The organism is Flavobacterium sp., assembly GCF_046073885.1.
GTDB lineage: Bacteria > Bacteroidota > Bacteroidia > Flavobacteriales > Flavobacteriaceae > Flavobacterium.
Window position 1 is genome coordinate 35,049 of sequence record NZ_JBJTND010000014.1, and the last position, 13,536, is coordinate 48,584.

Annotated in this window: 14 protein-coding genes and 1 pseudogene; 1 reads left to right on the top strand and 14 read right to left on the bottom strand. The window is 28.8% G+C overall.

Annotated elements, in window-relative coordinates; genetic code table 11:
• Positions 1 to 439: 439 nt before the first annotated feature.
• Both ACKOWY_RS02185 and ACKOWY_RS02190 read right to left on the bottom strand, forming a co-directional pair.
• Positions 440 to 1,375: pseudogene (locus ACKOWY_RS02185) on the bottom strand (recombinase family protein); the annotation flags it as partial.
• Positions 1,376 to 1,592: 217 nt separating this feature from the next.
• The gene (locus ACKOWY_RS02190) at positions 1,593 to 2,510 is read right to left on the bottom strand and encodes a hypothetical protein (protein ID WP_408939804.1); all 918 of its coding nucleotides are present in this window, start codon (positions 2,508 to 2,510) and stop codon (positions 1,593 to 1,595) included.
• Between the two features lie 91 nt (positions 2,511 to 2,601).
• Between ACKOWY_RS02190 and ACKOWY_RS02195 the strand changes: the two genes are divergently transcribed.
• Entirely contained in the window at positions 2,602 to 2,991 is a 390-nt protein-coding gene (locus ACKOWY_RS02195; RefSeq protein ID WP_408939805.1) for a hypothetical protein, read from the top strand.
• A gap of 268 nt (positions 2,992 to 3,259) precedes the next feature.
• Here the strand turns inward: ACKOWY_RS02195 and ACKOWY_RS02200 are convergent, their stop codons facing one another.
• From ACKOWY_RS02200 to ACKOWY_RS02255, 12 genes are all read right to left on the bottom strand, one after another.
• The gene (locus ACKOWY_RS02200) at positions 3,260 to 3,745 is read right to left on the bottom strand and encodes a hypothetical protein (RefSeq protein WP_408939806.1); all 486 of its coding nucleotides are present in this window, start codon (positions 3,743 to 3,745) and stop codon (positions 3,260 to 3,262) included.
• Positions 3,746 to 3,761: 16 nt separating this feature from the next.
• Positions 3,762 to 4,760 (bottom strand): hypothetical protein, encoded by a 999-nt coding sequence (locus ACKOWY_RS02205; protein ID WP_408939807.1) that lies wholly within the window; start codon positions 4,758 to 4,760, stop codon positions 3,762 to 3,764.
• A 51-nt stretch (positions 4,761 to 4,811) separates the two neighbouring features.
• On the bottom strand, positions 4,812 to 5,864 hold the full coding sequence (locus ACKOWY_RS02210) for a hypothetical protein (protein WP_408939808.1): 1,053 nt from the start codon (positions 5,862 to 5,864) through the stop codon (positions 4,812 to 4,814).
• Position 5,865: 1 nt separating this feature from the next.
• Entirely contained in the window at positions 5,866 to 7,206 is a 1,341-nt protein-coding gene (locus ACKOWY_RS02215; RefSeq protein WP_408939809.1) for a hypothetical protein, read from the bottom strand.
• 191 nt (positions 7,207 to 7,397) lie between these two features.
• On the bottom strand, positions 7,398 to 7,523 hold the full coding sequence (locus ACKOWY_RS02220) for a hypothetical protein (RefSeq protein WP_408939810.1): 126 nt from the start codon (positions 7,521 to 7,523) through the stop codon (positions 7,398 to 7,400).
• 302 nt (positions 7,524 to 7,825) lie between these two features.
• Positions 7,826 to 8,242 carry a hypothetical protein gene (locus ACKOWY_RS02225; protein WP_408939811.1) on the bottom strand — a complete coding sequence of 139 codons (417 nt, stop codon included), beginning with the start codon at positions 8,240 to 8,242 and terminating at the stop codon, positions 7,826 to 7,828.
• 94 nt (positions 8,243 to 8,336) lie between these two features.
• The gene (locus ACKOWY_RS02230) at positions 8,337 to 9,344 is read right to left on the bottom strand and encodes a JAB-like toxin 1 domain-containing protein (protein ID WP_408939812.1); all 1,008 of its coding nucleotides are present in this window, start codon (positions 9,342 to 9,344) and stop codon (positions 8,337 to 8,339) included.
• A 515-nt stretch (positions 9,345 to 9,859) separates the two neighbouring features.
• The gene (locus ACKOWY_RS02235) at positions 9,860 to 10,180 is read right to left on the bottom strand and encodes an HNH endonuclease signature motif containing protein (RefSeq protein ID WP_408939813.1); all 321 of its coding nucleotides are present in this window, start codon (positions 10,178 to 10,180) and stop codon (positions 9,860 to 9,862) included.
• Positions 10,181 to 10,376: 196 nt separating this feature from the next.
• Entirely contained in the window at positions 10,377 to 11,408 is a 1,032-nt protein-coding gene (locus ACKOWY_RS02240; RefSeq protein WP_408939814.1) for a YaaC family protein, read from the bottom strand.
• 155 nt (positions 11,409 to 11,563) lie between these two features.
• Positions 11,564 to 12,547, bottom strand: a complete 984-nt coding sequence (locus ACKOWY_RS02245) for a PIN domain-containing protein (RefSeq protein ID WP_408939815.1) — start codon at positions 12,545 to 12,547, stop codon at positions 11,564 to 11,566.
• A 169-nt stretch (positions 12,548 to 12,716) separates the two neighbouring features.
• On the bottom strand, positions 12,717 to 13,103 hold the full coding sequence (locus ACKOWY_RS02250; protein ID WP_408939816.1) for a hypothetical protein: 387 nt from the start codon (positions 13,101 to 13,103) through the stop codon (positions 12,717 to 12,719).
• Positions 13,093 to 13,452: a DUF6864 domain-containing function gene (locus tag ACKOWY_RS02255; protein WP_408939817.1), complete on the bottom strand. Its 360-nt coding sequence runs from the start codon at positions 13,450 to 13,452 to the stop codon at positions 13,093 to 13,095. Before ACKOWY_RS02255 ends, ACKOWY_RS02250 begins: the two co-directional genes overlap by 11 nt.
• Positions 13,453 to 13,536 lie beyond the last annotated feature (84 nt).

The window sequence follows — 13,536 nt, forward strand, 5'->3', positions numbered from 1 at the left end:
CAGGAAATATCGAACTAATTAATTGTTGTTTATCTCTAATTGCAGAATTTAAATAGTGACTCTTTAGATTTGATAATGCATCAACTCCATGTTTTAACCATTTTAAATAATCCTCATCCACTTTTTTCAATTTATCAATTTCTTCATTTAATGAAAGCTTTTGGGATGAGTATCGTGCAATTGTGGCAGAAAATTGATTAGAATCTATTTTACCATCAACTAATAAATCTTGTAATTTTTCAATTCGCTCATTTGTTTCTGCTATGCTATTTTTTAATTTTTCAAGCTTTAGTTTTGAATCTTTAACATCACCTGAGAGTAAATCTTTAACCATCATTTGATAAATTTCTTTTATATCAGAAGTAAAACTAAAATCCTCCAAAATACTCTCAAAAGTTTCGTTAACTAAATTCATTGGAAATCTTTCCTTGCTGCAATAATTACAATGATAGTAAAAATATCGATTACCAGTTGCACTACGTGAGCGACTACCTGTTAATTTTTCACCACAATGTGAACATGATAATAACCCTCTTAATGGTAACTCTTCCCTTAATGATTTATAAACTGGTAGTTTTCTAACTTTGTTATTATCTGAAAGCATTTGCTGAACTTCAAAATATAAATTTTCAGTGATTATTGCTTCATGAATTCCATCAATTATCATCATTGGTTCATCCCCACATTTTGGAACAATTATCTTTCCCATATATATTGGATTCCTTAATAATTTAGAAAAGTTACTCCTACTAATAACTACTCCTTTTTTATTCACTTCTTGTCTGACTTCACTTTGAAGCTTACCAATTGCAACTTGCTCAAACATGTATTTTACATGTTCAGCATATGATGAAGGAACAATAATTGGTTTATTATTTTGATCTCTTGTATTTTTATATCCTAGAGGAGCTTGCCTACACCAACGACCTGCTTTTAAGGAACCTCTTATACCACCTCTAATCTTAATTGATCGTCTGTCATTATCAATCTCTGGAATTACTAAATATAAAGCTAACATAGCCTTATTTTCAGGAATACTCAAGTCTATTGGTTGTTCAATTGCTTGTACATTTACTCCAAGTTTTTCCAAAGTAGCTAACATAACTAGAGAATCTGAAAGATTTCTAGAAAATCTATCCCATGAAGTTATTAATAATAGATCGACTTCTCCCTTATTCCTTTTTACAAATTGTAAAAAATTTTGAAATTCGGGTCTATTGAAATTTTTTGCAGAGTGGTCCTCTCTATATTGTTTAACTATCGAAATATCATTCCTATCACAATATTTAGTTAGTTGTTCCAATTGAACATCCAAACTATATCCTTTAGCTTGTTCATCACTACTAACCCGGCACATAATTACCGCTTTTTTCATAATCAATTCAAATTTTTGTAATTACTCAATGTTTGTTTTGCTATTACTGCAATAAACTCCAAAATTTTCTCAATTTGTTCCTTTGTTAAATTTGGATTCTTTTTAATTAAAATTTTTCTATACTTTTCAAACAACACCACATTTTAAAAAATGTGCTTCACTTTCAGTTTTTCTGATAAGCTTACTATTTTACGCTTGATCTAATTTATTCAGTATCTTATAATTTTATTTTCTGTGTGTTTTCAAAATTTACAATTTTCCCATCTACTGTATCAATTGAAATAGATTGATAATCTCCCTTATTTATGTACTCTAAAAGTCGAGCCTCCATTTTTACTTTCTTTAATGAAGTAACTTCAAGTAACTCCATTTCCTTGTTCCTAAATCTAATTTTAATACTTTTTACATTTGCATATCCCTTTCTAATATGTTTTAATAAACTATGTTCGTTTTTGGTTAATATTGAAATAGTTTTTTTCTCAAATGCATTTTTACCTTCTACCAAAAATTTAGCAATTATTTCACTTAATGAAATACTTAGAAATGTTTTTGATAATAATTCTTGAGGTATATCTGTTCTTTCATTCTTATCAAATGCTCTTAATGTTTCAACTGATAGTGGGAAAAAAAAACCTGGAATATCCTTAAAAAAAAGTAATGACCAATTTTCTCCTGAACCAATAATACGAGTAATCATTATTTCAAAATGACTAATACCTAATTTTTCGCTTTCATCATAACCCGAATTTTCAATTAAATTTAAATCATTTATTACTTTTTTGCCAAGCTGTTCTTCTATGTTATCCAAATCAATTTTACTAGCTATCATAATCTCATCTAAAGTAATTTCAGACATTAATTCAGTTTTATATTGTTCAATTTCTTCATAGCTAAAGCCAAAAACTCGCAACTCCTGAATTATTTTTAGCCATACGTATTCGAAATAATTTAACCTTTTCCAATCACCTTTATCTGAATTTCCGCCAATATTTAAAAGATTAGATCGTTCCCAATTAACCAAGTCGGAATAAACTACATCAATTTCAGTTTTTAAAAAAACGCGTTCATTTAGCTTTACAAGTAAATTACTAATTACCATCTCTGGGTTGTCCTTATAATTTTCTATAGATATCATAGTCTTATTTTTTTGTCAAAAATAAATAAAAGATTGTTTTATTACAAACTTTTTATTAATTTTGTTATCATTAACATAAAAAAAAAACAAAATGGAACAAAACAATTTTAAAAACTTCAATGTTTGTGGTAAAGCAACTGCAAGTCAAAAGGAAATTTACAGAAAAAAAGCCGAGGAAGCTGGCTTAAGTCTATCAGAATGGATCATATCAAGATTGGATCTATATCTTGAACAAGAAATGCTTAACGAAAAGAAAATTAAACAAAAATTTCTTAAACAAGAAGATCATCCTATTGAAGTAAAATATACTAGAGGAGGAATTCAAAATCAATCTAAATTAGAAACAAAAAAGATAACACCAAATTCTATTGAAACAAATGTTGCACTACAAAAAGAAATACAGCAATTAAAATCAGTTTCAAATTCATTTAATCAACTTGGGGTTATTGCTCTAATTGGAGCCATATTACTTGGTAGATAAGTTCTATATTAATATTTTTTCAGGTATACCCAGGTATACCCAGGTATACCTGAAAAAATATAAGTTCTTATTTATAATAATTTTAATAATAGAATGTTCATACAATATCATGTAACTAAAATAACTTCTTTTTAAAATCATGATATGACTATTACCAAGAAAAAATTAGAAGTCAACCTAACTAACTTAATGAAAGAATAAATTTTATAATTATAAAGCATAAAAAAACATGCAAATTGCAAGTTTTTTTTTAGCAATTAATTAGTTTTTAATTTGATAAACTTATTCTTCTTTTTAAATAATACCAGTTTTTTTTTAACATTTTTTCTTCTTTAATTTCTTTAGAATACATACTTTTTTCATTTATAAAATTTTTAATATCAACTGAATAAATTATATAATCAACATTTCCGTTTATGTATCCTGAGTTGGTTTCTAGTATAAAACTAATACAATTTTTATCATAAATACTTATGTATTTTATAATTTTATTATCAAATACTTGACTAATAAAATCTAGATCTACTTTTTTCAAAAATGTACATTTTGTTTTAAACTCATTTGGATATAATGTTACATTATTGTGAAATTTATTAGAATCTAACTTTCTTAATAAAGGATAATTATCTGACAATATATTTTGCATTCTTATAAAATCATTTTCGTTTTTCATAAAATCATTTTCTGAATTTTTATTACAACAAGATATTGCTGTAAATAAAACCATTGCTAATATTGATACTATTAATTTCATTTTAGATAGATTAACTTTATGACTTGTCTAAACTAGTATTTGCAGCTGGAAAATTTTTAAGATTATACGGTTTGCTTGTATGATTTTGAGGGACATATTCACCCGAATTTAGTTGTTTTGGTGTATAGTTTTCGGGTAATCGGTTTCGATCTTGATCATCAAATGGTATCTGATTGTAATTTGGTGCATTTTCAGGTTTTCTAGCTGATGCTCCTTTAAATTGTCCCTCGATAGACTTATACAAATCTTCACCTGTCTTTAAAGTTTCAACTTCTGTTTTGTATTTTCCATTAGGACTAATTCTATATTCTAATTTATATATATTTGCTTCGCTACCAAACTTATTTGAAGGTAAATCCTCGTAAGAATAATAGCTTTTATCCGCTCCTTCTCCAAATACATATTTTTGCAATATGCTGTTACCACTAGCTGGCTCTAGTGCATCCATAGGTACTTTTCCATATATAATAGTGGCATAATAATGTTGTAAATCTATCCAACCATTTTTTTCTGTATAAACATATCGTATTGCGTTTTTGTCAGATTGTATATAACGCATTATATCTCCTACTGACTTTAATCCTTTATCTCTGCATTGTTTTATAGATTCTTGGATTGTTCCAGCTTGATTTCTTGCTGGTTCAATATCCCTACCATCAGGGTCAATTAAATTGATTGGATTGTCCATTGTATAGCTGTAAGGTGACCAATTTGGATATTCTTCACTTAAAGGATCGGGAGACATCCATATTCCGGCGGCATCCCCTAATGGCTGTGCATCTGCATTTAAACTATCAATCTTAATTTCTCCCACAATTATTTTCTTATCAACTTGCCACCTTGTTGAACCTATAATAACAATACTATCTAAATCATGTACCTCTAGGTATTTCCCTATACTTAAAGTTGCCACTGGTGCTTTACAGCCATATTTTACAAAAGGATTTCCTGCTTTTATATTTTTCTCTCGTCTTGCTTTTTCTTCTTTAGTTAGTTTTACTTGAGCAGAGAGCATAGAAAAGCTTAAAAATAAAAGTGTAAAATAATAAAATTTTATCATAAAAACTTATTTTTTGTGGGAGTTATTTAAATTTTTATTTTCGTATTTAGTTCTTTCCGTCTTTAATGTAACCAACCAATTGAAGTACATATCCTCAGGCATATTTCTGTAGCCAATTTCATGAATATGAACGTATTCCTTTTCTAAGGCTACAAGCATCACTTTTGCTTTATCCGTAATAAGTTCAGCTTTCATTAATTTTTTATGTATTTCAGCTTGAAGAATTAGAGCTGTTGCAAAAGTTGGATATTCATTTAATGCCATTTGACAACATTTAAGAATAAAAAGACCATCATTATCTGGAAATTTTGAATTGTAATTATCTGCCAAATCAATTAATAGAAGCGCAATGCTTTCTTTATTATTTAAAGCTTTCATATATACTCCGTTTCTAATTGCATCAATATGTACATATCCAGATGCCATTATCCAAGCATCTATTGGGAAAATCCCACTTGTAAGTTCCGTATTATACCATCCTTCTGCTACACTTTTAAGTTTAACATAAACGTGATTAGGCGCTAGAGCTAAATTTGCTGTAACTCCTAATTCTTCACACAAAATTTTGTATAAATAAGGTAATGAATGACAATTACCTTTTCGTGTGGTAAGTAGTTTTGAAACGAATAGATTTTCTCTTGTTTTATGTCCAAAAACATCGTTAAAATCATATCCAAAAGGCACATAATTATATAATGTATCATCAATTTTTATAGGAATCGTATCATGCATAACTTCAAAAACAGATGCCCATTTATTTACTGTTGCCTTATCGTTTTCAACATATGCTAAAAATCTATCGTTAATAATTGAATTGCTTAAATTGTTTAAAAACTTAATTTCTTTGTTAAGAAAAAGGGTATCTAATTTGTTATCTAAATAAGCATTTTCGACAGAAAATACGGCTTTTTTAAAACTATAATTATTTTCATCAATAAGCATACTCTTAAGTAAATCATAGCTTTTGTAAAACAATTTTTCTTGTATTTCTATATTTTGTGCCGTAGTATATAAATTAGAAAATAAAAATAATAACAGTATAATTTTAAATTTTGTCATTTTAACCTTTTGTTTTTTTGGTTACTAATACTTTAAACTGATTGGCTAACTTTTCACTGTCTTGCTTATTTTTGGCTTTTTTTAAAGAACCTAGCCATTTTTCATAAGCTTCTGATGCCATGGGTTGAAAACCCAAATCATCTATTTTATTGTATTGTTTTTTCATTTTATTGAGTAATGCTATAGCTCTCGGATATTTTTTAATGTTCTCTTTATTTTCTTTTGTGAGTTTTAATTGCTTAACCACATATTTAAAAGTTTCGGTATTTAAATTTGCTTTATTTAAATTCGCAGTAATGCTATTAGGGTTAAGTTCAAGAGCTTTGTCTATTATTTTTTCTACAAACTCATCGTATCCATATTTATGTATGTATCCAGAAGCTAAATCTGTGAAGAATTGCGATAGCAATTCTTTTTTTGTCATACTCTGCATGTAAATATTGTTTTGAATTGCTTCAGAACGAATAAAACCATTATTTAAAATAAATGATGAAACGGTAAACATTCCGTTGGTTAACTCTAAATTGTACCATTTTCCTTTTTCGTCTTGAAACTTAATGTAAGAATGATTTGGGGATTGGGATAAATAGGCAACTGCTCCAATTTGTTCAGCAAGTATTAAATAAAGCAATGGCATTGAATGACATTGCCCTGTATTAGTTTTTAATAGTTTAGATACAAACATTTTACTCCAATTCTTATCTCCCGAATAATCTTCAAAATCATACTTAATTGGAAAATGTTTTTCTTTAAATCCCTTAACTTGTGTTGGTTCTGTAAAGAATTTAAAGAGCATAAAGTTTTTAACAGAATTACTATTTATGTCAAAATGTAGTTCCTTAGTTTTTGCAATAATAAAATCAGCAGTTTGTTTTATCAATTTGTCAAATTCTTCCTTTTGTAATTTGTTTTCAAAGAAAGCATTTTCAATTTTAAAGTTTATATCTTTAATAGAATAGTTTTCTGGATTTAAAGTTTGTATTTCATAAAAAACTTGTCTGTAAAATTCGGAACCTTTTACTTTTGAATAACTTGGTAAACTGTATTTAATATTTTCGATTATATTATCTTCGTAGTTGTCCTTATTTATTAAGTTTTTTGATTCAAGTTTGTCTTTTTGGAGGTATTGCGCATCTTGAATTAATTGTTGGTTTTGTTGTTCAATTAACTTTTGTTCATCAGCTCCGAAAAGTATATTTATTGGATTTGGTGGATGAATAGTACTTGGAATTCCAATTCCTTGATTTCCGAAATATTGAATTGGATTGGATTGTAGTGCATTAGAAAATCCTACTTGTGAAAAATTGAATAACGGAACCAAAAGAAAAAAAAGTGATTTCATGGGGCTTTAAAAAAATAGATATAAAAAACACTCTTACAGCTGGAATAAATAGCGATTTTATGTAATTGAATTTCAATCACAAACCTTTAATCTTTTTACATTTTTCAATTAAAAAAGACCTATGTAATTGAATAATAATATCATCCAATCTTTGGTTTTTATTCCTACATATTATTCATTTTAGAAGAAGATTATCTCTTTCTTTTTGTGGTATAGGTAGTACTTGGGTTTGCCTTGGCAAAATTTGTTGATACGAATCTACCAGTTACAGCGCTACGAGATTGGTTGTAGGTTTTTACTTTTTTCTCTTGTGACATAGTTGATAATGATATTAAAATTATTAGAATACAAGTTTTTATTATTTCATGTTGAAACAATACATAAAAATAAAAGACTGAGGATCCAAATCGTTAAGTAATTTTACGTTGTTAAAATAAAAAAAAACAAATAAGAAGGACGTAATGTTCCGCTGTTCCTGTTGGAGCTATTTAAGACAAGCTATCGGTTACGTTAGTAGTGATGCAAAAAAAACGTTTTATTTAGACTGTAATTTTAAAGAAATTTAGATTTTATTAATGATTAACAATTAAAAAAAACGATTATCACTAAATTTGGAACTTTACCAAATGGGAAAACTACCTCTTTTATCTAAAATAAATCTGTTATCTTTCAAATAGTAGACCCAAACAAAAAAATCATATATGGGTGCAAATCTATTTTTTTTACGATTCACTTTTAATTGTTTTCTGAAAATGGGAAAATCTACCTTTATCCTTTTTTCAAAAAAAAGAGAACTTCTATTTCCAAAAACTAATACATCAATTCCATTATAGTTTGTTACCCCAAACACGTTTATTTTTTTATCATAAAAATACCACTTAAAAGCACTTCTATTCAGCAATGCTGCTTTTATTTCAATTTTATCGTAACTATCATTTATGTTTAAAATAAATATCAATATTTCGGGATTTGAACTCATCTCAAACTTGTAAATAGTATCCAGTACAGTAAATATTTTTGGATTTACAATTTTCAATTTATCTAACTTCCAAATTTCAAAATTTTGTGAAAAAGCATTGTTTGTAAAAACAAATAAAATCGCTAATAAAAAGTAAAAATTAGCTTTTACATTAAAATTTTCTCGTGCCATCATATCTTAAATAAGTTTTATCTTTAACAATATAGACTCTAAAAGTCATTTTAGGTCGTACAGCTTGAACTTGTCCCGCAAACTGTTTGTCTCCGACTACACCTGGTTCAAATCCTGAAGGCCCATAAACATAACCAACCGTATATTTTTCTGGATGACTATGATCATGACTGTTAGGAAATAAACCATTATTTATCATATCCGCCAATATAGCAGGACCAGTTGAATCAGTAGTTCCTTCGTGCGAACTTCCAATATAATTAGATGACCTATCAAAACCTATCCGAGTCCATTCTACATCTGTGTTAGTAGCTGCAAATTCAAATACTTCTTTTGCTTTAGCATTACCTTTTATTTTAAAATAATCGTACTGAACTCCCTCGTAGTCCGTTTTTGTCTTTTGATTCCCTAATACTCCTTTTGGAACAGTAACAGCTTTTTCAGTTTGCCTATTATTATTATCTATTTTAACAAGTTTATCTACTTCTTTACCATTTTCATAGTACTTCTGATTATCCAAGCGTGTAATATTCCCACAACTATCTAATCCATATGTATCATCATTGTCAATTGCTTTCCTTCCATCAGGGTCAACAAAATGAACTGGATTGTTAAAGCAATAATTGTACGGATTCCAACTTGGGTATTCTTCACTTAAAGGATCGGGAGACATCCACATTCCAGGAACATCACCTGTAGGCTGAGCATCTAAATTTAAACTATCAATCATAATTTCTCCTACAATTATTTTCTTATATACGTGCCATCTTGTGGTTCCTATAATAACAATACTATCTAAATCATGTACCTCTAGGTATTTCCCTTTGCTTAAGGTAGCCACTGGAGCCTTACAGCCATATTTTACAAAGGGATTTCCTGCTTTTACGTTTTTCTCTCGTCTTACTCTTTCCTCTTTAGTTAGTTTTTCTTGTGCAGAAAGTATAGAAAAACTTAAAAATAAAAGTATAAAAAAATAATACTTTATCATTATAACTTATTTATTATTAATCCTATTTTGTATTTATACATGTATTTAGTTCTCAAAAGTTTTAATATCACAAACCTTTTTAAAGGCTATTTTCTAGCATATTTCTAAAACTAATTTCTTGAATATGTACCTTTTCAATTAGTTAATCGGTGAGTAATACTTTTCGTTTTCTAATTATGGGAAACTAACATGCATTGCCTAAACATCAATAAAGAGTAGGTCAATAAGTAACGCTCATAATCTTCATATATATTAAAATCAACTTTAACTTTTGAAGCTAACTATGCGTAAAATTATGATGCTGTATTTTAAGTGCTTTGCGTATTTTTACGCTATTTTCAATAAAAAAACCACAACTCAAAAGTTGTGGTTTTTTTTAAATTGTGAGTGGGAGTATGAATCTGCGTTTTCTGATCATTGTTAAAATAACACATATACTTTAGAGCCACCCGGAGGTGTTGTCAATATAAGCAACTAAGTTACCTTCTTTATCATATAGCGTCATAGTCATTTAATTATTTTGCTGACATAACACAATAATTCGGAGCAGGATAATCGTCTCCTTTCTTCCTGTTATTTTGCCATTGCAAGGGTTGTAAGTTATTTAATTCGTCTCCTCCCCCTTTTGAAACAGGTTTAATGTGATCAATTTCCCAACCACTATCATTTTCAGTAGTGTTACCATATTTATCCCAATTAATCCAAGCACCACATAAATCTTTTCTTGTTTTATTTGAATCATAACCTGAAACGATTTGAGCCTTACTCCATACAGCTCTTTTTGTTTCTTCCGAAAATGAATTTCCACTTCGGTCTGAATTGTATTGTCTTGCCATTTTTTTAAAAATTTAAATATATATAGATTAATAAGCTATTTACGTTTTTACTCGGCTGCACAACGGTTTGCGGCTACACGAAGTGCAAGAAATCGTGACTGCATGTTTTCTATTTAAGTAAAAAGTTCAATGCGAAACGTGAACATGAATTTACCAATAAATTCGCAATCTCGCAAAACCGCTTTTGTGTGAAGTATTATTTTCTTATTCCAGGTATTTTAAATTCTTGACCAGTTATTTCGCATGCGATTGTATAAATAAATTGTGAAGGAGCCAGATTGATAAACTCCGAAAGTAGCCAGTTATGTTGACATTCAAAATGTCTTTTTAATCTAATAGGATCATATCTAGATAATTCACTCAATCTATGCATCAATGCAAAAGTTATTGTTAATGGACACTTATCAATTGAATTACCAAAACCTGTTCTTTTAAAGTACCACAAATCTGTTGTTCCATAAATGAAGTGTATATCTTTTCTAACTAGCTTGTGATAATTTGTTAATCTAGTTAGATTTGCATTTTTATTTGCCACGCCTGTTCTCCATTGAAATCTATTTATTTTTCTAATCACCCATTTGTCTGTATGCCCCATATCTCTTTCAAGAGTTGCAGGCAATTTTCTTATTGTTATTTGATTTTTATAAAATTCAGATTTTATTTCAGCAGTAAAAAAAGCATGGTTTTGACCTTGAATTTTCACAAAGTGTGGGTTAATAATAGGATAAAATAACTCTGGATCTGAACTATATGTTAGAGTATAAGCTCTATGTATAAAAGATAAATTGTAGATTAAATTTTTGAATGTAAATGATTCACCATTTACAGGTTCTCCTAGCAATCTACTCAATTCAGATAATATTCCGTTTGCTTGAAATTTTATAGTTTCGTTTGATAGAGAACATACACCACTAGAACTTCCAGTTACTCCATGTCTATCGGCATATGAAATACCTTTGATTTCAAGCAAAGCCTTTGTAGCATTTAAAAAACAATAATATGCAGTTAAGGGAGAAGATGTTTTGGGTAATTGTTTAGTGGCTTCATAAAATCCATGTGCTTGCTGCCAATAGAATAATGCGTTACTGTTGTTTTGTCTTTTAATCCACAACTCAACATATTCCCAAGGATTGTCTACTAATATTGATTTCTTATTGAAATCGGGATTTATAGTTGCTTTATGAATAACTACCGGTTTACTATCAATTGTAATTTTCTTTGTAGGCATAGTCGCTATTAAAATTTCACAAAACGTTTTGGGGCTTTGCGAAGGCTGGGTTTAGAAGTACGAATGTTCAAATTAGTACTAATGTCGATAGAAGTACAAATGCACAATTTAGCAATAATGCCCCCATTTTGCTAAACCGCTGTTAGGCGACGAATCTAAAATGGCAAATCTTCTTTGGGTTCATTTTCAAAATCATATAATGAATTAAACTCTTCCAAAAGCTTTGGATTTATTTTGTCTTTTTTTCTAGAAACTAACTTTTGCAACACATCTCCGACTCCGTAATCATTCGCTATCCAATAAAGTTGATTATTTGTTACTGCAATCTCTATGATATCATTTAATTGCTTGTTTGTAAATTCAGTATAAGTAGAAAGTTTTGCCAATCTAGACTTTGCAGAAATAAAAGAACCTGCCTCGGCCAAACTTTTGATTAACAATTCTTTTTCTAATTCATCTGATAATGTGATTTCGGGAAATTTGTCTTTAAAGAATTCCGACAAAGTTTTGTAGAAATGTATTTTTGATTTTTTCTCTTTATCCCATTCGTTTTTTAAAAAAAGATTCAGTTCTTTTTTGTCCAATAATGAAGCATAATCAGGGTCGTCAGACACGAGACAAAGGTCTTCATCTTCATATACATAATCCATAAGTGCTTCCCAATTTAATGCATCACCATATGATTTCCCTTTTCCTGGCGGATTTCCTAAATCAAAACGCATTTTTGCTTTTTCTATCAAAGCTGTTGAATTTTCTATTCTTTTTGCTGATTGAAAAATTCGATAGGTTAATATGTCTGCATTTAGTTTGAAGTCTTTCGAATCACTTTCTATTTTTGAAATAATTTTATTTTTGTGTTTTTCAAAGCTTTTATATGCTTCTTGAAGTAAAACATATTCTTCATAGACTTTTGAAATTTGAGGATATCTTGATGTAACTTTTTGTTCTTTTAAAGTTGTTATTGCATCGTTAATAGACTTATCTCTGTTTCGTAAGAATTCATTTCTTGTTTGTTCAGGAAGTAATAAACTTATTTGCTCATCTTCTATTAGGATAGCTAATTTTTTAAGCTCATCAAGGTCATCATTTGTCAAATGATAGAATGTCAGAAATATGTTAGTGTCAATATATAAATTCATAACTGTGGTTTCTGGATATGTTGCCTAACGTTTTGCTGCTTCAGGCAGTGGCGTAATTTCGACACTAACTATCACAAATATTACTAAAATTCAGTTTCAAAAATTCAGTTTTATTAATAAATACAAAACCTAATCATTATTAGAAACAGCTGTTGGCAGTAGTTTTTTTTTACACAATGTATAACGGACGTTGTTTAATTTCTGTAATTAATTCTTTACATGGATTACTAGATATTAACCAAATGATTCCAAAAATGAATGCTACAACACTACAAATACCACCAATTAATCCATTCCAAAAAATCTCGGAATTGAATGCATTTATTTTTTGAAATTCTATAAAAGAGTTTACACAACATGGTATTCCAATTCCTAAACCGGTTAATGTGACATCTTTCCAAATTGAAGAACTTCCTTCTTCAATTATATGCAATTCAGTGGCAGTAATGCTATAAAAAGTTTTGTTTAGATCAATATGTATATGAGTCTGTTGAGTTGCAGTATTAAGATTTGCTATGTTTGCCTGTCCAGTTGATTCAGAGTGATTAATTGCCATTTTTAACCTCCTTTCCTAAAAGCCAAGTATAATGAAATGTTTTTGCTCCTTTATCAAGTGAATATACTCTGTAATTTAGAAATAATTCTCTATAATTTAATGTCCCTATTTGTAATGGTTTAATGTTTCCAACTCCAATGGAATTAAAATTTATTAATGTTAATTTAGCACCAACCTTATCAAAAGGTACTCCTTTCATTCGGCTACTTTTGTCTTCAGAATCATTTTCAAAAACAACTCTTATAGTATAACCAATATTTTCTACCAATACAAAATCTATTGGTTCATCTTCGATGCTGACAATCGTTCCAGAATCTAAAATATCATATTCCCCAACTTTAATTTTCATATGTTTATTATACGGTTTGTGATTTAAAATTACTGCCAACGTTTTGCAGCTACCCGAAGGGCGGGACTTTTACCACAAAATTTG